Raw genomic sequence first — 20,284 nt, forward strand, 5'->3', positions numbered from 1 at the left:
TCTGCTTAGGAATCAGATCATGACAGAAAACACCGGCGACAACATCGGCGTACTCGGCAAGAAATCCTCGCTGCGTTCCGGCGCGGAACGCGTCGTGAATGCACCGCTGCCCACCGTGTACGGGAAATTCCAGGCGATCGGCTACCTGGACCACGACCGCGGTGACGAGCAAGTGGCCCTGGTGTACGGCGAGATCGGCGCCGAGAACGTGCTGACCCGGCTGCACTCGGAGTGCCTGACCGGGGACGCGTTCGGCTCCCGGCACTGCGAGTGCGGGGACCAGCTGGAGGCAGCCATGCGCGCCGTGGTCGACGAAGGCAGCGGCATCGTCGTCTACTTGAGGGGACACGAGGGCCGCGGCATCGGTCTGCTCGCCAAGCTGCGCGCGATGGCGCTCCAGGCGGAGGGCCTGGACACGGTCGAGGCGAACCTCGCGCTGGGCCTGCCGGTCGACGCCCGCGACTACGGCGTGGCCGCCGAGATCCTGCGCGACCTCGGGGTGCGCTCGGTCCGGCTGATGTCCAACAACCCGCGCAAGCGGGAGGCGCTGGTCCGGCACGGCGTCCAGGTCGCCGAGCAGGTGCCGCTGCTGATCGAGCCGTGCGAGAGCAACATCACGTACCTGCGGACCAAGCGGGAGCGGATGGACCACCACCTGCCCCATCTGGACGCCGTCGCCCACGGCTCCTGAACGCCCGGTCGCCGGTTCGACGGGCCGGGTTCCGGAAAGGATCAGGCGACGGGCGTGCGGCGCGGTGAAGGAGGCGGCGTGGACCTTCGGGCCGAGGTGGTCATCGTCGGCGGCGGGGTGATGGGCACGAGCATCGCCTGGCACCTGGTGCGGGCCGGAGTACGGGACGTCGTCCTCGTCGAACGGGACGAACTCGCCGCCGGCTCCACCTCGAAGGCCGCGGGCGGAGTGCGGGCGCAGTTCTCCGACGAGCTGAACATCCGGCTGGGGGCGCGCAGCCTGGAGGCGTTCGGCCGGTTCGCGGCGGAGGTCGGGCAGGACATAGGGCTGCACCGGGTCGGCTATCTGTTCCTCCTCTCCACGCCCGGACAGGTGGCCGCCTTCGAGGCGGGCGTGCGGCTTCAGAACTCCCTCGGGGTGCCCAGCCGCCTGCTCACCCCCGAGGAGGCCCGCCGCCTCTCCCCGCTGATCCGCACCGACGGCCTGCTGGCCGCCGCGTACTCCCCGGACGACGGCCACTGCACCCCGGAGGCCGTCGTCCACGGCTACGCGACCGCCGCCCGCGCTCACGGCGCCCGCATCCTGCGCCACACCGAGGTCACCGGCATCGAACTGCGCGGCGACACCGTCACCGCGGTCGCTACGACCCTCGGCCGGATCGAGACCGGCACGGTGATCTGCGCGGCCGGCGCCTGGTCGCGCGCGGTCGGCGCCATGGTGGGCGTGGAGCTGCCGGTACGGCCGCTGCGCCGGCAGATCGCCGTCACCGGACCGGTGCCGGGCCTGCCGCCCACGCTGCCCATGACCATCGACTTCACCACCAGCCTGTACTTCCACCGCGAGGGCCCCGGCCTGCTGCTCGGCATGTCCGACCCGGACGAGCGGCCCGGCTTCGCCACCGACACCCACGACCGGTGGATCCCGCGACTCGCCGAGGCGATGCGGCAGCGCGCCCCCGCCCTGCTCGACGCACCCCGCACGGGCGGCTGGGCGGGCCTGTACGAGAACACCCCCGACCACAACGCCCTGATCGGCGAGGCCCCGGAAGTGTCCCGGTTCCTGTACGCCACCGGCTTCTCCGGGCACGGCTTCCTCCAGGGCCCGGCCGTCGGCGAGGTGATCCGCGACCTGTACCTCGGCCGCGTACCCTTCCTGGACATCAGCCCCCTGAGCGCCGGCCGGTTCGCGGCCGACGCCCCGCGCCCGGAGGCCAACCTGGTATGACCGAGCTCCACCTGTGGCTGCGCCACGAGCCCCGTACGACCGAACGGCGCACGCCCGTCGTCCCCGCCGACGCCCGCCGGCTGGTCGACAGCGGGGTCGCACTGACCGTCGAGGAGTCCCCGCAGCGGATCTTCCCCACCGAGGAGTACGAGGCGGCCGGCTGCCGCCGCGCACCAGCGGGCTCCTGGATGGCGGCACCCCGCGACACCGTGATCCTCGGCCTGAAGGAACTCCCCGACGAACCGGACGAGTTGGTCCACCGGCACATCTTCTTCGGGCACGCCTACAAACAGCAGCCGGGCGCCACCGGGCTGCTGCGCCGGTTCGCGGCCGGCGGCGGGGCACTGCTGGACCTGGAGTACCTGGTGGACGAAGCGGGCCGCCGGCTCGCCGCCTTCGGTTACTGGGCGGGATACCTGGGCGCCGCGCTCGCCGTGCTCCGGCACCGGGACCGGCTGACGGCACCGCTGACCCCCACGACGAAGGACGACCTGGACGCCGTACTGCGCCAGGCGCCCGGGGACACCGAGTTCACGGCGCTGGTGATCGGCGCCCTCGGGCGCAGCGGGCGGGGCGCGTCGACGGCCTTCCGCACGGCGGGCGTCGAGGTGACCCGCTGGGACCTGGCGGAGACCCGCGACCTGGACCGGCGGGCCCTGCTCGGGCACGACGTGATGGTGAACGCGGTCCTCGCCACCACCCTGGTCCCGCCGTTCCTGCGCGAGGAGGACTTGCACTCCCCGGCCCGCAGGCTGCGCACCCTGTGCGACGTCACCTGTGACGTCGGCTCCCCGTTCAACGTCCTGCCGGTCTACGACCGTACGACGGACTGGGCCGAGCCCGTGCGCAGGCTGCGGGAGGAGCCGCCGCTGGACCTGATCGCCATCGACAACCTGCCGTCGCTGCTGCCCCGGGAGTCCAGCACCGACTTCTCGGCGGCCCTGCTGCCGCAGCTGCTCGCCTTCGGCCCCGGCGGTGCCTGGGGCCGCTGTCTCGACCGGTTCCACCAGACCTGCCGTGAACTCGGCATCGAGGAGGGGGAGTCACGCTCATGACCGACCGTGTCCCGGCGAGCGGAACCGTCCACTGGGTCGGCGCCGGACTGTCCACCGGCAGCGGGCTCGCCGGGCTGTGCCGTACGGCCGGCCGGGTCCTGCTGTGGCACCGCACCGAGGACCGCGCGGCCGAGGCGCTGGCCGGCCTCGGCCTGACCGGACGGGCCGAGCCCCGCGCCCTCACCGCCCCGGCCGCCCTCGCCGCCGCGCTGGAGCCCGGCGACGTCGTGGTGTCGATGCTGCCGGCGCCGGAGCACGCCGGGCTGCTGGCCGTCTGCGTGCGGGCGCGGGCGCACTTCGCCTGCTCCAGCTATGTGTCGCCGGAGCTGTCGGCGCACGCGGAGGCGGCGCGGGCGGCGGGCCTGGTCGTGCTCACCGAGACCGGCCTGGACCCGGGCGTCGACCACCTCTTCGCGCACAGCCTCATCGGCCGGGCCCGGGCGCGCGTCGGCGAGCACACCCCGGCCTCCTACCGGCTCACCTCGTACTGCGGCGGCGTCCCGGCCGTGCCGAACGACTTCCGCTACCGCTTCAGCTGGGCGCCGCTCGGCGTGCTGGGCGCCCTGCGCTCGCCCGCGCGGTACCTGGAGGACGGCGCCGAGGTCACGGCCGACCGGCCCTGGGAGGCGACCCGCCCGCTCGTCCTGGACGGCGAGACCTTCGAGGCCTACCCCAACCGCGACAGCGTCCCCTTCGTCGCCCAGTACGGCCTGCCCGCCGCCTGGACCCCGCGCACCTTCGTCCGGGGCACCCTCCGGCTGGACGGCTGGCTGAAGGCGTGGGAGCCGGTCTTCGAGGAGCTGACGACGGGCGACGACGAGCGGATCGCCGCGCTGGCACGGCGGTTGGCGGCGGCCCACCCGACCACGGACGCCGACCGCGACCGGGTGGTGCTCTCCGTCTCCCTCACGGTCGACCCGGGCGAGGGACGGCCCTGGACCGGCGCCTACCTGCTCGACCTGACCGGGGACGCCGAGGAGTCCGCGATGGCCCGGTGCGTCTCCCGCCCGCTCGCCCTCGGCGTCCGGCACATCCTGGACGGCAGCCTGCGGGCCGGACTGCACCGGGCGGCGGGAACCGCCCAGCGCGCGGACCGCTGGCTGGCCGAACTCGCCGACGACGGGCTGGAGTTCACCCTGACCCTGGGCCAGTAGCCGGCCGCCGGGTCAGTCCGTCACCGCCGCGTGCACCAGCCGCCGCAGCTCGGGGAAGACCTTCAGCTTCTTCGGGCGCACCTGACTCATGAACTGCACGGTCAGGTCGTGGGCCGGGTCGACCCAGAACGCGGTGGTGGCCACGCCCGTCCAGCCGTACGTGCCCAGGTGGGACGGGGCCAGGGTGCGGGCCGGGTCGGTGACGACGGAGACGTTGAAGCCGAAGCCGAGGCCGTCCATGCCCGGTTCCCGGTGGACCGGGGCGCCGAAGGAGCGGATGGCGGCTCCGCCCGGCAACTGGTTGCGGGTCATCAGGGCGAGCGTCTCGGGGGCCAGCAGCCGTACGCCGTCCAGCTCGCCGCCCCGGCGCAGCAGCTCCATGAACCGGTGGAAGTCGTACGCGGAGGAGACCAGGCCGCCGCTGCCGGACAGGAACCGCGGCCGGCCGCGCACCGGCAGGCCCGGCACCGGTTCGATCCCGCCCTCGTCGGTCTCGCCGTACAACTCGGCGAGCCTGTCCGCCTGTTCGGGCGAGATGTGGAAGCCGGTGTCGGTCATGCCGAGCGGGCCGAGGATCCGCTCGGCGAAGAACGCGTCCAGCGGCTGCCCCGAGACCACCTCGATCACCCGGCCCAGCACGTTGGAGGCGACCGAGTAGTTCCACTGGGTGCCCGGGTCGAACTGCAACGGCATGCGCGCGTAGACCTCGACGGTCTCCGCGAGGTCCTTGCCCGGCGGCACCGAGTACTCCAGGCCCGCCTCGCGGTAGAGCGCGTCCACCGGGTGGCGGTGGTAGAAGCCGAAGGTCAGGCCCGCGGTGTGGGTGAGCAGATGCCGGATCAGGATCGGACCGGCGGCCGGGCGCGTGCGCACGCCGGCGCCCGAACCCCCCACGTACACACGGGGGTCGGCGAAGGCGGGCAGATGACGGTCCAGCGGGTCGTCCAGGGACAGCCGGCCCTCCTGCGCCAGCAGCAGCACCGCGACCGCGGTGACCGGCTTGGTCATCGAGTAGATCCGCCACAGCGTGTCCGGCTCGACCGGCCGCCCGGCGGCCACGTCCCGCAGGCCGTACGTGGTCAGATGCGCGACCCGGCCGCCGCGGGCCACGGCCACCAGACAGCCGGGCAGGCGTCCCGCGTCGACGTGCTGGGCGAAGTGCCGGTCCAGACGGTCCAGCGCCTCGGCGTCCAGCCCCGCCTCCGCCGGCTCCACGTCCTGTCGCAGCAGTCCCATCGCTCTCCTCCGGTCGCGTCGTCGCCGATGCGGCCCGACTCCCGCGCGGGCCCGCACCCACCTCTCATCGTCGCGCAGGACCCCTGGTCGGGACGGGTCCATCCGGGGTGGGTGTGATCGATTCGACGTCGTGGGGAGCCGGGGGAGCCGGGGGAGCCGGCCGGCGGGCGGGGCGCGCGACGGGGGCGGGGCGCGGGGCCCTTCTCAGGGGTGCGGGGTGTGTGCGATCGGGGGCGTGGTCGCTGCCGGCGGGGTGGGGTGTGCGCGGGCGGGCAGGGCGTGGGTCGCGGGCAGGGCGAGGGCGGTCAGGGCCGCCAGGGCGAGCAGGGTCGGACCGGTGCCCGTACTCAGCAGCGCGGTCGCGCAGGCCACGCCCACGGCGGGACCGACGTTCAGCGCGGTCTGCTGCAACCCGCCCGCGACCCCGGCCACCGTCACCTCCGCCCGCCGCACGATCACCTGCGTGGCCGCCACCATCACCGTGCCGAACCCGGCGCCCAGCAGCGCGAACCCGCACCCGAGCGCGGGCGTTCCGGTGGCCCCGGACAGCACGAGGACGCCGAGCGCGAGCACCGCCGTCGCCCCCGCCGTCGTCGCCCGCGCACCGCACCGGCGCAGCAGCGCGGGGCACAGAGAGGCCGAGACCACCATGAACACGGCCAGCGGCAGGCTGCGCAGGGCGCTGTCGAACGGGTCGAGGCCGAGGTGGCGCTGGAGGACGTACGTGGCGACGAACAGCGTGCCGAACAGCGACGCGGAGACGGCGACCAGGATGCCGAGCGCCGCCCCCACCGCACGCGAGCCGATCACCTCGGGCGGCAGCAGCGGGCTCGCCGTACGCCGCTCGTGCCGGACGAGCACGGCCGCCGTCACCACGGACAGGGCGAGGCCCGCCCCGGAGACCGGCCGGGCCGTGACCGCGTACACCAGGCCGGCCAGGGTCACCGCGAGCAGGACGGCCCCGGGCAGGTCCAGCGGGGTCCGGGCGGGTGCCGGGCGCCGCTCCGGGCGGAGCAGGGCGGGCAGGCCGAAGGCGAGCGCGGTCGGCACGCTGACGAAGAACACCGCCCGCCAGCCGAGGCCGGTCACCAGCGCCCCGCCCACCAGCGGTCCCGCTGCCGCCGCCAGCCCGATCGCGGCGGTCCGCACGGCCAGCGGCGACGCGAGCCGGTCCGGCGGATAGGCGGCCCGCAGCATGCCCAGTGTGGCCGGCTGCGCCAACGCCCCGAACACACCCTGCACCGCCCGCAGTCCGATCACCCACCCCGCCCCGGGCGCGAGGCCGATGCCGGCCGAGGCGGCGGCGAAGCCCAGCATGCCGAGCCCGAACACCCGCCGCTGCCCGTACCGGTCACCGAGCCGCCCCGCGAACACCAGCAGGCTCGCGACCGCGACGAGGTATGCGGTGCTGGTCCACTGCACCTCGGCGAACGACGCGTGCAACTCCCGTTGCAGACTGGGCTGCGCGACGGTGAGGACCGTACCGTCCAGCGCGACGACCACCGCGCCCGCCACGCTGCTCGCCAGCGTCCAGGGCCGGTTCACCGGCCGTCCCCGGTGGCGCCCAGGTACGCGGTGAGGACAGTGTCAAGCAGCGGGCCGAAGTCCTCCTCGCCGAGGGCCAGTTGGAGACTGCGCCAGCGCCACAGCTGCGCCGTTCCGTGCAGGTTCGCCCACAGGGCACCCGCCACCCGCCGGGCGTCGGCACCGGGGTTCGCGTCGCCGATCAGCCGCGCCAGCAGGGTGAAGAGCGGAAGGCTCGTGTCCCGCAGCCCCAGGTGGCCGCTCTCCAGCAGATCGTGACGGAACATCAGCTCGTACATGCCCGGTCGCTCCAGCGCGAACTCCAGGTACGTCCGCGCCAGCGCCGCCACCTGGGCGCGTGGCCCTCCGGGCTCCTGTGCCAGCGTCGCGTGTGCCCGCTCGCCCAGCTCGGTGAAGCCCCGCCGGGCGATGGCGGAGAGCAGTTCCAGGTGGGTGGGGAAGTAGCGGCGCGGCGCCCCGTGCGACACGCCCGCGCGCCGGGCGATCTCCCGCAGGGTCAGCGCCTGCGGGCCCTCGGCGGCCAGCAGCTCCACGCCCACGTCCACCAGCCGGGCCCGCAGGCCCGCGTCGGAGTCGGTCATGGACAGTGTCTACCAGGCGTGCGTAGACACTGTCTACTGCTCACCTTCGGCCGGGGAATGCACGGGGAGCCGCCGCGAGTTGACCCTGGTATGACTCAGGACTCCTCGCAGGACGCGCTGCTCGGTCTCCTCTCCGCAGGACACGCCGGCGTACTGGTCACCCTCAGGCGCGACTGCCGCCCCCAGCTGTCCAACGTCAGTCACGCCTACTACCCCGAGGAGGGGATCATCCGGATCTCGGTCACCGACGACCGCGCCAAGACCCGCAACCTCCGCCGGGACCCCCGCGCCTCGTACCACGTCACCAGCGACGACCGCTGGGCGTACACCGTCGCCGAGGGCACCGCCGAGCTGACACCGGTCGCCGCCGGCCCGCACGACGAGACCGTCGAGGAGCTGGTCCGGCTCTACCGGGACGTCCTCGGCGAGCACCCGGACTGGGACGACTACCGGGCCGCGATGGTCCGCGACCGCCGCCTGGTGGTGCGGCTGCGCGTCGAGCGGGCGTACGGCATCCCGAAGGGCTGACCCGCACCGGGCCGCCCGCTCACGGCGCCGCGAAGGGCTGACCCACGGCCGCCCGCTCACCGCGCCGCGCAGAACGGGCCCACCCCCGGTCGCCCGTTCACGGCGCCTCGGCGGTCCGCGCCTCGATCGCCCGCAGCACGGCGACCATGTCCTCGCCGCCGTACCCCTGCGCCACCGTCTCCTCGAACAGGGTGTGGCAGACGTCGAGGAGCGGCGAGGCGAGAGCGGCCTTGCGGGCGGCCTCGGCGATCAGCCGGTTGTTCTTGAGCACGTCCAGCGCCGCCGCCTGCACCGCGAAGTCCCGCTCGCGCAGCTTGGGCGCCTTCATCCGGGACACCGCGCTGGCCATCGGGCCCGCGTCCAGGACGTCCAGGAACAGCCGGCGGTCCAGGCCCTGCCGCTCGGCGAAGTGGAACGCCTCGGTCAGCCCGGTCACCTGGGTGATCAGGAAGAGGTTCACCGCCAGCTTCATCAGCAGCGCACCCGGCACCGCCCCGCACGCGAACGCCTCCCGGCACACCGGCGCGAGCAGCGGCCGTACGGCGGCCACGGCGGCCTCCTCCCCGGCGAGCATGGCCACGAGCTGACCCTGCTCCGCCGGCACCCGGGACCCGGAGACGGGCGCCTCGACGTACCGGCCGCCGGCGGCGCGGATCTCGGTCTCCAGGGCGTGGGAGTACTCCGGCGAGGTCGTGCCCATGTGGACGACGGTCCGGCCCGCGACCCGCGCGGCCAGTTCCGGCGTGCCCCGGCCGAGGACCGCGTCCGTCGCCGCCTCGTCGGCGAGCATCAGCAGTACCACCTCGGCCCGCGCGAACACCTCGCCGGCGTCCGCGGCGACCTCGGCACCGGCCACGCGCAGCGGCTCCGCCCGCTCCGGGGTCCGGTTCCAGACCAGCAGGGGGGTGCCGGCCGACGCCAGGCGCAGGGCCATGGGCCGCCCCATCACTCCCAGACCGATGAATCCGACGTGCATGGCTGGCCGCCCTCCGCGCCGCGGGTCGACTATGACAGCGGTCATAGTAGCCGCCGCTATGACGCCGGTCATAGAGTGGCGGCGGAGGAACGGAGGTCGACGATGACGCAGGCGCGGCGCGGACCGCGGGAGCGGATGGTGTTCAGCGCGGCCCAGCTCATCCGGCGGCAGGGGGTCACCGCGACCGGCATGCGCGAGGTCGCCGCGCACGCGGACGCACCGCGCGGCTCCCTCCAGCACTACTTCCCCGGGGGTAAGGAACAGCTGGTCAACGAGGCGGTCGCGTGGGCCGGCCGGTACGCGGGCAAGAGGGTCGACCGCTTCCTCGCGGGACTCGACCGGCCGACGCCGAGCGGCCTGTTCGCGGCGATGGCCGCGCAGTGGGCCGACGAGTACGCGGCGGACGGCTTCGCGGCGGGATGCCCGGTCGCCGCCGCCACCGTCGACTGCGCCACGTCCGGCGACTCGACCCGGGAGGCGGCGGCCACCGCGTTCGCGACCTGGCGGGGCCCGGTCGCCGAGGCGCTGACCCGCATGGGCGTCCCCCCGTCCAGCGCCGAGTCCCTGGCCACCCTCATGATCAGCGCGTTGGAGGGGGCGATCCTGATGGCGCGCGCGGAGCAGGACGTGCGGCCTCTCACGACGGTCGTGCAGGAACTGGGCCCCCTGCTCGACGCCGCCACGGGCGTCTAGGAGGCCGCCCGGATAGGCGTGTGGTCATGGTCGGCGGTTCGGGCGTTCGTTCCAGCGGTGAGTCGAGTCGTCCACGCCCGTCGGTTCAGGCTACGCACGGTGATGATCGTGTCGGCGAGGTCGAAGAACGCGTCGATGACGGTGACGTGCCGCTCGTAGCAGCGGGCGAGGCGGTGAAAGGCGTTTTGCCAGGCGTGAGCAAGTGCGGTCGACCCGTGCGGGGTGTCGTCGAGGTAGCCGCCCGGATGGTCCGGCCACGACTTGGCAGGTATCGCGTGCTGCGGGCGGTGGAGGAACCGACATGCTGGTGAAGACAGCCGTGGCGAGGCAGACTTCGGGCTCTGGGCCGCGGCGTCACTTCAGTTCCATGAGGGTGTCGGCGCGGGCGTAATAGTCGGTCACCGGGAGACGGTCGCGGGTGATCCTGACAAACCCGGCTTCCTCGTAGAGGTGGATGGCGGCAGCCAGCTTGCTGTTCGTGCCGAGAAACAGCCGAGCCCCACCGAGTGCCTGGGCGCGGTCGATCGCTGCGGCTATGAGCTGGCGGCCGATGCCGCGTCCCTGCGCGGCCGGGGCCACGGCCATCTTCGCCAGCTCGAACACGGCTCCCGGGTAGGCCAGAAGCGCGACGCATCCGACGACGGTGCCGCTGCCCGGCTCGCGTGCCAGGAGCACGTCGCCGCCCTGGCCCACGATGCGGCCGAACGGATCTCCGAGAACCGCCCGGTCCTGTTCCTGAAGGGTGAACAGGCGCGAGATCCACTCCTCGTTCAACGCGCGGAACGCGTCGGCATCACTCTGTGAGGCGATCGAGGAGACCACGGTCGGGGCAGAGGTGTACGGCATGAGGCAGGTTTCCTTTCCGGTGCAGCTTCCCGCTAGCAGCCTCCGGCCCCACTCACCCATATGTCCAATACAGCCAGTAGCCTCTATCGATAAGTTTGAGCTATGGATCAGCGAATCGAACTCCGCCATCTGCGGTACTTCCTGGCTGTAGCCGAGGAACTCCACTTCGGCCGTGCCGCCCAGCGGCTGAACATTGCCCAGCCGGCCCTGTCCCAGCAGATCAGGCAGCTCGAGAAGGCTGTCGGGGTGGAGCTGTTCCGGCGGACCTCCCGAAGCGTCCGCCTCACAGAGGCGGGAGCGGCGTTCCAGCCACGGGCGAGCGACCTTCTGGGCCGTCTGGCGGCCGACCTCGACGAGGCCGGCCGTGTCGGGCGAGGCGAGGCCGGCCGCCTGGATGTCGCCTTCATCACCTCCGCCACCGCGATCGTCAGCGAACGGCTCCGTGAATTCTCACGCCGCCGCCCAGACGTCCAGATCAAGCTGCACGACGGCTTCACTGTCGATGTCCTGGCGGCCCTGGAGCGGGGCACAGCCGACGTCGGGATCGTGCGGGACGCTGAGGAGCGAGACGGCATCGACCTTTCCCTGCTGACGACGGAACGGTTTGTCGCCGTCATCCCCACCGAGCACCCCGCCGCACGGGGTGACCATGTGGAAGCAACGGCGCTGGCCGCTGACCCGCTGATCCTGTTCCCGCGTACAGCAGGAGCTCAAGCGTTCGACCTCAACACGCAGCCACTGCGGGATGCCGGTATCGACGTCCAGGTCGCGCAGGAGTGCTCGAACTGGCACACCATCATCATGTTCGTCGCCGCCGGCCTTGGCGTCACCATCGCCCCCTACAGCGTCACGACGCTGCTCCCCCCAGGCGCCCAACGTCTCGAACTCGACGGGCCTCCCACAGCGAGCCGGATCTTCATGGCCACCCGCCGAGGAGACAACCGTCCCCTCGTACAAGCCTTCATAGCAGCATCTGAGTCCGTGACAGGTCGCGGCCACGACCGGACGACGAGAACACATTGACCTGCTGAGCGAGCACCTCCAAGTGCAAAGGCCACTTGAAGGCGTACCGCGCGTAGCCTCATCCGCCGCACCTGGAGCACCCACCGCTGGGACAACAGCTCAAGCCGACCACCGTGACACGCCCCTGTCCGCGCAGCTTCCAAGCCCCTGGCCTGTGGCCGTGGACGTCTGGCCGCCCCGGTGTGCCTTCCGCGCGGCCGTGTCGCCTGGCCGGTGGCCGTGGGCGCCCGGCCACCCCGGTGTGCCTCCGGCGTGGCCGTTTCGTGTGGGCACCTGGCCTCCTGGCGTGCCTTTCCCGCGATCCCTTCGCCTGGCCTGTGGCCGTAGGACTCTGGTCCCCCCGGCGTGCCTTCCCCGCGGTCCCTTCGCTGGCCTGTGGCCGTAGGCCGTGGTCACCCCGGCGTGCCTCCGGCGAGGTCCTCTCGCCCGGCACCCCGGGTGTCAGGCCGGAACCCGCTCCCGGCGGGACGCCTCGCGTGTCGCGCGCTCGCCGAGCAGTTCCGTCGGTACCCGGTGCGTCTCGCGGGCGGTGAGCGCGGCGAGCGCCGGCGGGACGCACAGTGCCGCCGTGAACAGGGCCACCGCCGCCCAGTCGTCGCCGCCCGGACCGGCGATCTCGGCGGCGAAGGTGACCGCGAACCCGGCCACGGCGAACCCGGTCTGCGTGCCGACCGCGAGGCCGGACAGCCGGACCCGGGTCGCGAACATCTCGCCGTAGAAGGCGGGCCACACGCCGTTCGCCGCGCTGTAGACGATGCCGAAGGCCACGACGCCGAGCAGCAGCGTCAGCGGATAGGAGCCGGTGGAGATCGCCCACAGATAACCCGTCATCGCCACCGCGCTGCCGACCGCGCCGATCAGGTACACCGGCCGGCGCCCGATCCGGTCCGACAGCGTCGCCCACAACGGGATCGCGCCGAGCGCCACCAGGTTGGCCAGCGCGCCCACCCACAGCATCGCGGTACGGGACATGCCGACCGCGTCGCTCGTGGCGTACGTCAGCGCCCACACCGTGAAGACCGTGCTGACCGACGCGATGAGCGCGCCCGCGATCACCCGCAGCACATCCGCCCAGTGCTCGCGCAGCAGCACCGCGAGCGGCAGCCGGGCCACGCCCCCGTCCGCCGCCTGCCGGGCGAAGGCCGGGGTCTCGTGCAGCCGGCGCCGGACGGCCCAGCCGACGACGGCGACGGCCACGCTCAGCCAGAACGGCACCCGCCAGCCCCACGACAGCAGTTGCTCCTCGGGCAGTTGGGCGACCGGGATGAAGACGAGGGTGGCGATGAGCTGGCCGCCCTGGGTGCCGCTGAGCGTGAAACTGGTGAAGAAGCCGCGCCGGTCCGGTGGCGCGTGCTCCAGACTCATCGAGCCGGCGCTCGCCTGTTCGCCGGCCGCCGAGACGCCTTGCAGGACGCGGCACAGCACCAGCAGGACGGGCGCGAGCGTGCCGACCTGGGCGCGGGTGGGCAGACAGCCGATCAGGAACGTCGACACACCCATCAGCATGAGCGTGAACACCATGATCTTCTTGCGGCCGAGCCGGTCGCCGACGTGCCCGAGGACCAGCGCCCCGAGCGGCCGGGCCGCGTAGGCGACGCCGAAGGTGGCGAGCGAGAGCAGGGTCGCGGTCGCCGGGTCGGAGGCGTCGAAGAACACCTTCGGGAAGATCAGGGCGGCGGCGCTGCCGTAGAGGAAGAAGTCGTAGTACTCCAGCGCGCTGCCGATCCAGGCGGCCATGGCCGCCTTCCACGGCTGGCCGGGCGGGGCCGCGGGGCCGGGGGCGGGAGCGGGGGCGGGGACGGACACGGCGGTGCTCCTTCGGGGAGGACTCCACCCTGCGCGGGGGAGGGGGAGGGGGAGGGGGAGGGGGATGAGCGGGGCGAGGGCCGGATCGCGGCGGCTAATTAACCCACTGGGTAGTTAGTCGTGGTTGGGTGGGATGTTGCGCCCGCGTTTCCCCGCTGTCAAGAGTTCGCGCGTCCCCGGTCCCGGGAGGCCGCCCGCGAAACCGTCGGCCGGCCGTCCGCGAAACCGTCAGCCGGCCGTCCGCTCCGCCGTCAGGTAGGCGATCACCATGTCACCGAGCATGGTCCGGTAGTGCTCCCGCTGCGCCGGGTCCACCAGGTCCCGGCCGAACAGGGCGCCGAACGTGTGCCGGTTGGCGACCCGGAAGAAGCAGAACGAGCTGATCATCGCGTGCAGGTCGACCGCGTCCACGTCGGCCGTGAACAGCCCGGACTCCTGCCCCGCGGCGAGGATGCGGCGGATCACGTCCAGTGCCGGGGAGCCGATCCGGCCGAGCTTCTCGGAGGCCGCGATGTGCTCGGCGCCGTGGATGTTCTCGATGCTGACCAGCCGGATGAAGTCCGGGTGCCGCTCGTGGTGGTCGAAGGTCAGCTCGGCCAGCCGCCGGATCGCGGCCACCGGGTCCAGGTGGTCCACGTCCAGCTGCTGCTCGGCCTCCCGGATCACCCCGTACGCCCGCTCCAGCACGGCCGTGAACAGCTGCTCCTTGCCGCCGAAGTAGTAGTAGATCATCCGCTTCGTGGTGCGGGTGCGGGCGGCGATCTCGTCCACGCGGGCGCCGTCGTAGCCGGCCCGGGCGAACTCCTGCGTGGCCACGTCGAGGATCTCGGCCTTGGTGCGGGCGGCGTCGCGCACCCGCCCGCCGGGTCGTACCGGTTCGTCGACGCTGGTCATCGCTGTCCTTCGGGCCGTGAGGCGCCGGGGCGGCGCGCTCGTTCGCGTGCCGGTGATTGTAGAAGCAGGGCTCGGGCTCACGGCGGGGGTCTTCCGCACCATCCGTGCGGCTGATATAGCTAACGTACTGGTTCGTACATTAGCTTCGCCTCGGGAGGTCCCGCGTGGCCAAGGACTCGTATCTCGTCGGGCTGATCGGGGCCGGGATCGGCCCCTCGCTCAGCCCGGCCCTGCACCACCGGGAGGCGGACCGGCAGGGCCTGCGGTACCTGTACCGGCTCCTCGACACCGACGTCCTCGGCGTGCCGCCGGAGGCGGTCGGCGACCTGGTCCGCGCCGCCCGCGACCTCGGCTTCGACGGGCTCAACATCACCCACCCCTGCAAGCAGCTCGTCCTGCCGCACCTGGACGCGCTCGACCCACGGGCCGAGGCGCTCGGCGCGGTCAACACCGTCGTCTTCGACGGCGGCCGGACCGTCGGGCACAACACCGACGTCACCGGCTTCGCCGCCTCCTTCGCCCGCGGTCTGCCGGACGCCCCCATGGAACGGGTCGTCCAGCTCGGCGCGGGCGGCGCCGGCGCGGCCGTCGCGCACGCCGTCCTCACCCTCGGCGCCGGCCGGGTCACCGTCGTGGACGCCCTGCCCGACCGGGCCGCCGCCCTGGCGGCCTCCCTCCAGCGGCACTTCGGCCTCGACCGGGCGGGGACGGCGACGGCGGACCGGCTGGAGGCGTCACTGCGCGATGCCGACGGCCTCGTGCACGCCACGCCCACCGGCATGGCCGCCCACCCCGGTCTGCCGTTGCCGGCGGAGTGGCTGAGGCCCGGGCTGTGGGTCGCCGAAGTGGTGTACCGGCCGCTGGAGACGGAACTGGTGCGGGCCGCCCGGACGGCCGGCTGCGCCGTGCTGGGCGGCGGCGGGATGGCCGTCTTCCAGGCCGCGGACGCGTTTCGGCTGTTCACCGGGCGGGAGCCGGACAGTGCGCGGATGCTGGCCGACATCGAGGAACTGGCCGGGGCCGAGCGCTCGGGGAGCGCTGCCGGCTGACGGCCGCGGGCCCGTCGTAGCGGTCGCGCCCACGAGGCGGGGCCACAGGTGAGGGTCCGCGCCCGTCGCCGGTCCGCCCGCGTGAACACAGCCCCGCACCCCCCGGGGAACGGCACAGGCACCGTGAAATCCCAAGGAGTCCCCCGTGCACACCTCCATCGCCACCGTCTCCCTCAGCGGCCCCCTCACCGAGAAGCTCACCGCCGCCTCCCGCGCCGGGTTCGACGGCGTGGAGATCTTCGAGAACGACCTCCTCGCCAGCCCCCTCTCGCCCGAGGAGGTCCGGGCCCGCTGCGCCGACCTCGGTCTGGCCATCGACCTCTACCAGCCGATGCGGGACATCGAGGCCGTGCCGGACGAGGTCTTCGCGCGCAATCTCCGCCGTGCCCGGCACAAGTTCGAGTTGATGCGGCGGCTCGGCGCCGACACCGTCCTCGTCTGCTCCAGCGTCTCCCCGGACGCCCTGGACGACGACGCCCTCGCCGCCGAGCAGCTGAGCCGGCTCGCCGACCTGGCGGACGAGTCCGGCATCCGGGTGGCGTACGAGGCGCTCGCCTGGGGGCGGCACGTCAGTACGTACGACCACGCCTGGCGCGTCGTCGAGGCCGCCGGGCACCCGGCCCTCGGCACCTGCCTGGACAGCTTCCACATCCTGTCCCGGGGCAGCGACCCCAAGGGCATCGAGGACATCCCCGGTGAGAAGATCTTCTTCCTCCAGCTGGCGGACGCCCCGCTGCTCGCAATGGACGTCCTCCAGTGGAGCCGCCACTACCGCTGCTTCCCCGGCCAGGGCGGCTTCGACCTGCCGGGCCTCCTCACCCACGTGCTGCGCACCGGCTACTGCGGTCCGCTCTCCCTGGAGGTCTTCAACGACGTCTTCCGGCAGGCCGACGCCGGTCCCACCGCCGTCGACGCCCACCGCTCCCTGCTGCTCCTCCAGGAGGCCGTCGGCGTGGCCGAGCTGCCCGCGCCCGTCGTCCCGACCGGCGTCGCCTTCGCCGAACTCCTCACCCCGGACGCCGAACCCGTCACCGCCCTGCTCGGCGCCCTCGGCTTCACCCGGGCCGCCCGGCACCGCGGCAAACCCGTCGACCTGTGGCAGCGCGGCACCGCCCGGGTCCTGGTCAACACCGGCCCCGCCGCCCGCCGGGCGGGTACCCGGCTGACCGCGATCGGCCTGGAGTCCCCGGACCCGGCCGGCGCGGCCCGCCGAGCGGAGGACCTGCTGGCCCCGGTGCTGCCCCGGCGCCGTGCCCCCGAGGACGTCCCGCTCGACGCGGTGGCCGCACCCGACGGCACGGAACTCTTCTTCTGCGCCACCGGACACCCCGGACTCCCCGACTGGCGCGCCGACTTCGAGGATCTGGCGGAGGCAGCGGACTCCGTCTCCCGCATCGACCACCTCGCGCTCGCCCAGCCCTGGCACCACTTCGACGAGGCGACGCTCTTCCACCGCAGCGTCCTCGGCCTGCACGCACAGGAGAGCGTCGACCTCGCCGACCCCTACGGGCTCCTGCGCAGCCGTGCCGTCACCAATGCCGACGGCAGCGTCCGGATCGCCCTCGCGGTCGGCGCGGCCCCCGGTGACGACACCGTGCACGCGGCGCACATCGCGCTCGCCGTGGACGACGTGGTGGCCGCCGCCCGTGCCTTCCGCGCGGCGGGCGGACGGCTGCTGCCGGTACCGGCCAACTACCACGACGACCTCGCCGCCCGGTACGAGTTCGCCGACGGGGAGCTGGAGGCGTACCGCGACCTCGGCATCCTCTACGACCGCGAGGCGGGCGGCGCCTTCCGGCACTGCTACACCGAGACCGTCGGCCGCGTCTTCTTCGAGCTGGTCCAGCGTGATCCGGGCTACCAGGGGTACGGCGCCGTGAACGCGCCGGTGCGGCTGGCGGCCCAGCACGCGGTGCGCGGCTTCACTGGCGGCTGACCGCGCGGGTGACGCCGGCGATCACCGTCGTCGCCAGGATCCAGCCGGTGAGGACGAGGACGTAGGCGAGCACCTGATAGCCGCCGCGCGGTGCGAAGGCGGAGTCCTGCCCGAAGGAGATCACCGGCAGCAGCAGGTCGAGCGTGTAGAACACCGGTTGGAACGGCGGTGCCTCGTCCGCCTTCAGCGGCTGCGGGTGGTGCAGCGCGAAGGCGACGGAACCGAGCGCGAGCAGTGACAGCAGCCAGCCGGCGGCGCGCAGCGGCCGGAAGCCGTAGCCCACGGTGACGTCCTGGACCAGGCCCCACAGCCGGCCGTACCAGGGGAGGGTGTGGCGGTGCCGGCGCTGCTTGGCGAGCTGCACCAGCCGGGCCGCGTGGTCGTCGCCGACGCGCCGGTAGGCGGTCGTCAGCTGCTCGTACGCGTGCGGGATGTAGCCGTCGCGGTCCCGTTCCAGCATGGGCAGGCGGCGCTCGGCGGGCTCGTGCGGGACGAGGGAGGTGTACGACAGGTGGTTGAGGAGCACCTCGCCGGGCGCCGACTCCGGTTCCAGGAACAGGACGTCGATCTGCGCGCGGCGCAGATTGAGGGCGCCGTCCATGGGCGGCCCCTTGCGCAGCCACAGCTCGCCGATGGTCGAGCTGCTGGCCCGCAGCGCCGAACCCTCCGGATGGGACAGGCAGGTGTACGACAGATCGAGCCGCCCGGCGATGCGGGCGCCGCGCAGGCCCACCGAGCCGCGCACCTGCGCGTGCCGCACCAGCAGGTCGCCGCCGACGGTGAAGGTCTCCGCCTCCAGCGCGGCGTGCCCGGGGTTGCCGAGCCGCGCCTCGCCGAGGTTGACCGACCCGGCGACGGTGGCGCCGCTCAGCCGTGTCTGCCCGTGGACGCGCAGCCCCGGCGCCCACAGGTCGGCGCCGACCGCGGCCTGGTTGAGCTGGAGCACCGGCTCCCCGGCGTCCGGCGCGGCCACCTCGGCGCCCTCCAGGTACAGGCTGCCGGCGATCCGGGCGCCGGCCAGCCGCACGATCCCCGTGCACCGGGCGCGGGTCAGCCGCACGACACCGTCGACCTGCACGGCATGGGCGACGAGTCCGGGCAGGACGGACTCGCTGAGGTTGAGCTCGCGCAGCCGGGCGGCGTGGCACCGCGGGGCCTCGTCGAAGTGGCAGTGCCGCAGCCGCACCGGATGGTCGATGGTGGCGTACTGCACGTCCAGTCGGCCCGTGATCCGGGCGCCCGCGAGACTGAGCGCGGCCGTCTCCCCGTCCTGCCGCGGGCCGCCGAGGAGCAGTGCCCGCAGCACCCGGGCCCGCACGGTCCGTTCGGCGCCCCAGCCGGCCCCGTCGGCGGGGTCCTCGCCGGGCGACTGACGGAAGTCCACGGGCTCCCCGCGCGGAAAGGCCCGCCACACCCGTTCCTCGGCCGCCGTCAGATCGTCGATCTCCACCAGCGGGACTCTCACCCGAGGGGCAGGCACCTGTCAATCCGCCCGGACCGCCGGGGCGTTGAACGGGGTGTGCCCCGGTGCGCCGCTGTCGGCGGACCGGGGGCACACGGCTGTGCGCCGCGGCTACGGCCGGACGTTCCACTCCGTGATCACCGGGCGGTCGTGTTCCGTCGACAGACGGCTGACCGTGCCCGTGGCGAGCTGGAACAGCCGTCCCTCGGCGGGCGGCAGGCCCAGCCGGCGGGCGGTGAGGACCCGCAGGAAGTGGGCGTGGGCGACGAGGACCACGTCCCCCTCGGCCAGGGCCGGGGACAGCCGGGCCAGGACCCGGTCGGCGCGGGCGCCGATCTCCTCCGGCGACTCGCCCGGGTGTCCCTCGGGGCCGGGCGGCACGCCGTCGGTCCACAGGTCCCAGTCGGGCCGGGCACGGTGGATGTCGACGGTGGTGATGCCCTCGTAGCCACCGTAGTCCCACTCGTGCAGGTCGGGGTCGGGCACGACCCCGGGTATGCCCGCCAGTTCGGCGGTGCGCAGGGCGCGGCTCAGCGGGCTGGCCAGCGCCAGGGCGTAGGTCCGGCCGGTGAGAAGCGGGGCGAGGGACTTGGCCTGTTCCTCGCCGTGCTCCGTGAGGGGCAGGTCGGTCCAGCTGGTGTGCTGTCCCGACAGGCTCCACTCCGTCTCACCGTGGCGGACCAGAAGGAGGTCCCCCACGGCAGGTCAGTCCTTCTTCTCGACCGCGTGGCCGCCGAACTGGTTGCGCAGCGCGGCGATCATCTTCATCTGCGGGGAGTCGTCCTGCCGCGAGGCGAACCGGGCGAACAGCGACGCCGTGATCGCGGGCAGCGGTACGGCGTTGTCGATGGCCGCCTCGACGGTCCAGCGGCCCTCGCCGGAGTCCTCCGCGTAGCCGCGCAGCTTCTCCAGGTGCTCGTCCTCGTCCAGGGCGTTGACCGCGAGGTCCAGCAGCCAGGAACGGATGACCGTGCCCTCCTGCCAGGAACGGAACACCTCGCGGACGTTCTCCACGGAGTGCACCTTCTCCAGCAGCTCCCAGCCCTCGGCGTAGGCCTGCATCATGGCGTACTCGATGCCGTTGTGGACCATCTTGGAGAAGTGCCCGGCGCCGACCCGGCCCGCGTGGACGTAGCCGTACGGGCCCTCCGGCTTGAGCGCGTCGAAGATCGGCTGGAGCCGGTCCACGTTCTCCTTGTCGCCGCCGACCATGAGCGCGTAGCCGTTCTCCAGGCCCCACACACCGCCGGAGACACCGGCGTCGACGAAGCCGATGCCCTTGATGCCGAGCGCGGCGGCGTGCTTCTCGTCGTCCGTCCAGCGGGAGTTGCCGCCGTCGATCACCGTGTCGCCGGGGGACAGCAGGTCGCCGAGTTCGTCGACGACGGTCTGGGTGGCCGTGCCGGCCGGGACCATCACCCACACCTGGCGGGGCGCCTCGAGCTTCTCGACCAGTTCGGCGAGGCTCTTGACGTCGGAGACCTCAGGGTTGCGGTCGTAGCCGATGACGGTGTGGCCGGCGCGGCGGATCCGCTCGCGCATGTTGCCGCCCATCTTGCCGAGACCGATGAGACCGAGCTGCATG

Annotated in this window: 19 protein-coding genes and 1 pseudogene; 9 read left to right on the plus strand and 11 right to left on the minus strand. The window is 73.4% G+C overall.

The window, feature by feature from the left end:
* The first annotated feature begins 19 nt into the window (after positions 1 to 19).
* The 4 genes from ribA (at position 20) to IE294_RS17205 (ending at position 4,124) form a co-directional block, all read left to right on the plus strand.
* Positions 20 to 691 carry a GTP cyclohydrolase II gene (gene ribA / locus IE294_RS17190; RefSeq protein WP_189886930.1) on the plus strand — a complete coding sequence of 224 codons (672 nt, stop codon included), beginning with the start codon at positions 20 to 22 and terminating at the stop codon, positions 689 to 691.
* A 78-nt stretch (positions 692 to 769) separates the two neighbouring features.
* On the plus strand, positions 770 to 1,915 hold the full coding sequence (locus IE294_RS17195) for an NAD(P)/FAD-dependent oxidoreductase (RefSeq protein ID WP_189886933.1): 1,146 nt from the start codon (positions 770 to 772) through the stop codon (positions 1,913 to 1,915).
* Positions 1,912 to 2,970 carry a saccharopine dehydrogenase gene (locus IE294_RS17200; RefSeq protein WP_189886934.1) on the plus strand — a complete coding sequence of 353 codons (1,059 nt, stop codon included), beginning with the start codon at positions 1,912 to 1,914 and terminating at the stop codon, positions 2,968 to 2,970. Before IE294_RS17195 ends, IE294_RS17200 begins: the two co-directional genes overlap by 4 nt.
* Entirely contained in the window at positions 2,967 to 4,124 is a 1,158-nt protein-coding gene (locus tag IE294_RS17205) for a saccharopine dehydrogenase C-terminal domain-containing protein (protein WP_189886936.1), read from the plus strand. Before IE294_RS17200 ends, IE294_RS17205 begins: the two co-directional genes overlap by 4 nt.
* A 12-nt stretch (positions 4,125 to 4,136) precedes the next feature.
* Here IE294_RS17205 and IE294_RS17210 read toward each other — a convergent pair whose 3' ends face one another.
* The 3 genes from IE294_RS17210 to IE294_RS17220 form a co-directional block, all read right to left on the minus strand.
* On the minus strand, positions 4,137 to 5,360 hold the full coding sequence (locus tag IE294_RS17210) for a serine hydrolase domain-containing protein (RefSeq protein ID WP_189886939.1): 1,224 nt from the start codon (positions 5,358 to 5,360) through the stop codon (positions 4,137 to 4,139).
* A gap of 204 nt (positions 5,361 to 5,564) precedes the next feature.
* Positions 5,565 to 6,905 (minus strand): MFS transporter, encoded by a 1,341-nt coding sequence (locus IE294_RS17215; RefSeq protein ID WP_189886941.1) that lies wholly within the window; start codon positions 6,903 to 6,905, stop codon positions 5,565 to 5,567.
* Positions 6,902 to 7,486 carry a TetR/AcrR family transcriptional regulator gene (locus IE294_RS17220; RefSeq protein ID WP_189886942.1) on the minus strand — a complete coding sequence of 195 codons (585 nt, stop codon included), beginning with the start codon at positions 7,484 to 7,486 and terminating at the stop codon, positions 6,902 to 6,904. Before IE294_RS17220 ends, IE294_RS17215 begins: the two co-directional genes overlap by 4 nt.
* A 90-nt stretch (positions 7,487 to 7,576) precedes the next feature.
* Here IE294_RS17220 and IE294_RS17225 point away from each other — a divergent pair, with 90 nt between their 5' ends.
* Positions 7,577 to 8,014, plus strand: coding sequence for a PPOX class F420-dependent oxidoreductase (locus tag IE294_RS17225; RefSeq protein ID WP_189886944.1), 438 nt, complete (start codon positions 7,577 to 7,579; stop codon positions 8,012 to 8,014).
* Positions 8,015 to 8,111: 97 nt separating this feature from the next.
* Here IE294_RS17225 and IE294_RS17230 read toward each other — a convergent pair whose 3' ends face one another.
* Positions 8,112 to 8,990 carry an NAD(P)-dependent oxidoreductase gene (locus IE294_RS17230; protein ID WP_189886946.1) on the minus strand — a complete coding sequence of 293 codons (879 nt, stop codon included), beginning with the start codon at positions 8,988 to 8,990 and terminating at the stop codon, positions 8,112 to 8,114.
* A gap of 102 nt (positions 8,991 to 9,092) precedes the next feature.
* On the opposite strand from IE294_RS17230, the gene IE294_RS17235 reads away from it, so the two are divergent.
* Positions 9,093 to 9,683, plus strand: coding sequence for a TetR/AcrR family transcriptional regulator (locus IE294_RS17235; RefSeq protein ID WP_189886948.1), 591 nt, complete (start codon positions 9,093 to 9,095; stop codon positions 9,681 to 9,683).
* 24 nt (positions 9,684 to 9,707) lie between these two features.
* On the opposite strand, the pseudogene IE294_RS17240 reads toward IE294_RS17235, so the two are convergent.
* Together IE294_RS17240 and IE294_RS17245 are read right to left on the minus strand one after the other, a co-directional pair.
* Positions 9,708 to 9,880 (minus strand): annotated as a pseudogene (locus IE294_RS17240) (IS5/IS1182 family transposase); the annotation flags it as partial.
* A 157-nt stretch (positions 9,881 to 10,037) separates the two neighbouring features.
* A complete protein-coding gene (locus tag IE294_RS17245) occupies positions 10,038 to 10,529 on the minus strand; it encodes a GNAT family N-acetyltransferase (RefSeq protein WP_189886950.1) in 492 nt (163 codons plus the stop codon).
* Between the two features lie 102 nt (positions 10,530 to 10,631).
* On the opposite strand from IE294_RS17245, the gene IE294_RS17250 reads away from it, so the two are divergent.
* Positions 10,632 to 11,552 carry a LysR family transcriptional regulator gene (locus IE294_RS17250; RefSeq protein ID WP_189886952.1) on the plus strand — a complete coding sequence of 307 codons (921 nt, stop codon included), beginning with the start codon at positions 10,632 to 10,634 and terminating at the stop codon, positions 11,550 to 11,552.
* A gap of 441 nt (positions 11,553 to 11,993) precedes the next feature.
* Here the strand turns inward: IE294_RS17250 and IE294_RS17255 are convergent, their stop codons facing one another.
* The gene (locus IE294_RS17255; protein WP_189886954.1) at positions 11,994 to 13,358 is read right to left on the minus strand and encodes an MFS transporter; all 1,365 of its coding nucleotides are present in this window, start codon (positions 13,356 to 13,358) and stop codon (positions 11,994 to 11,996) included.
* 228 nt (positions 13,359 to 13,586) lie between these two features.
* On the minus strand, positions 13,587 to 14,252 hold the full coding sequence (locus tag IE294_RS17260; RefSeq protein WP_189886956.1) for a TetR/AcrR family transcriptional regulator: 666 nt from the start codon (positions 14,250 to 14,252) through the stop codon (positions 13,587 to 13,589).
* 164 nt (positions 14,253 to 14,416) lie between these two features.
* Here IE294_RS17260 and IE294_RS17265 point away from each other — a divergent pair, with 164 nt between their 5' ends.
* A complete protein-coding gene (locus IE294_RS17265) occupies positions 14,417 to 15,301 on the plus strand; it encodes a shikimate dehydrogenase (RefSeq protein ID WP_189886958.1) in 885 nt (294 codons plus the stop codon).
* 145 nt (positions 15,302 to 15,446) lie between these two features.
* On the plus strand, positions 15,447 to 17,237 hold the full coding sequence (locus IE294_RS17270) for a bifunctional sugar phosphate isomerase/epimerase/4-hydroxyphenylpyruvate dioxygenase family protein (protein ID WP_189886960.1): 1,791 nt from the start codon (positions 15,447 to 15,449) through the stop codon (positions 17,235 to 17,237).
* Here IE294_RS17270 and IE294_RS17275 read toward each other — a convergent pair.
* The 3 genes from IE294_RS17275 to gnd all read right to left on the minus strand — a co-directional run bounded on the left by IE294_RS17275 (position 17,224) and on the right by gnd (position 20,283).
* The gene (locus tag IE294_RS17275) at positions 17,224 to 18,687 is read right to left on the minus strand and encodes a membrane-associated oxidoreductase (RefSeq protein ID WP_189887106.1); all 1,464 of its coding nucleotides are present in this window, start codon (positions 18,685 to 18,687) and stop codon (positions 17,224 to 17,226) included. The two genes, IE294_RS17270 and IE294_RS17275, sit on opposite strands and share 14 nt — an antisense overlap.
* 123 nt (positions 18,688 to 18,810) lie before the next feature.
* Complete coding sequence (locus tag IE294_RS17280; RefSeq protein ID WP_189886962.1) at positions 18,811 to 19,398, minus strand: histidine phosphatase family protein; 588 nt, start codon at positions 19,396 to 19,398, stop codon at positions 18,811 to 18,813.
* 6 nt (positions 19,399 to 19,404) lie between these two features.
* Entirely contained in the window at positions 19,405 to 20,283 is an 879-nt protein-coding gene (gene gnd / locus IE294_RS17285) for a phosphogluconate dehydrogenase (NAD(+)-dependent, decarboxylating) (protein ID WP_189886964.1), read from the minus strand.
* Position 20,284: the final 1 nt, after the last annotated feature.

The sequence above is a fragment of the Streptomyces canarius genome (genome assembly GCF_014650735.1).
Lineage (GTDB): Bacteria > Actinomycetota > Actinomycetes > Streptomycetales > Streptomycetaceae > Streptomyces > Streptomyces olivaceoviridis.

Bases quoted from the DNA above. Each gene is read 5' to 3' on its own strand.
- IE294_RS17230 (WP_189886946.1), bottom strand. From the start codon at position 8,990: ATGCACGTCGGATTCATCGGTCTGGGAGTGATGGGGCGGCCCATGGCC.
- IE294_RS17245 (WP_189886950.1), bottom strand. From the start codon at position 10,529: ATGCCGTACACCTCTGCCCCGACCGTGGTCTCCTCGATCGCCTCACAG.
- IE294_RS17250 (WP_189886952.1), top strand. From the start codon at position 10,632: ATGGATCAGCGAATCGAACTCCGCCATCTGCGGTACTTCCTGGCTGTA.
- IE294_RS17210 (WP_189886939.1), bottom strand. From the start codon at position 5,360: ATGGGACTGCTGCGACAGGACGTGGAGCCGGCGGAGGCGGGGCTGGAC.
- IE294_RS17235 (WP_189886948.1), top strand. From the start codon at position 9,093: ATGACGCAGGCGCGGCGCGGACCGCGGGAGCGGATGGTGTTCAGCGCG.
- IE294_RS17200 (WP_189886934.1), top strand. From the start codon at position 1,912: ATGACCGAGCTCCACCTGTGGCTGCGCCACGAGCCCCGTACGACCGAA.
- IE294_RS17205 (WP_189886936.1), top strand. From the start codon at position 2,967: ATGACCGACCGTGTCCCGGCGAGCGGAACCGTCCACTGGGTCGGCGCC.
- IE294_RS17220 (WP_189886942.1), bottom strand. From the start codon at position 7,486: ATGACCGACTCCGACGCGGGCCTGCGGGCCCGGCTGGTGGACGTGGGC.
- IE294_RS17225 (WP_189886944.1), top strand. From the start codon at position 7,577: ATGACTCAGGACTCCTCGCAGGACGCGCTGCTCGGTCTCCTCTCCGCA.
- IE294_RS17260 (WP_189886956.1), bottom strand. From the start codon at position 14,252: ATGACCAGCGTCGACGAACCGGTACGACCCGGCGGGCGGGTGCGCGAC.
- ribA (WP_189886930.1), top strand. From the start codon at position 20: ATGACAGAAAACACCGGCGACAACATCGGCGTACTCGGCAAGAAATCC.
- gnd (WP_189886964.1), bottom strand. From the start codon at position 20,283: ATGCAGCTCGGTCTCATCGGTCTCGGCAAGATGGGCGGCAACATGCGC.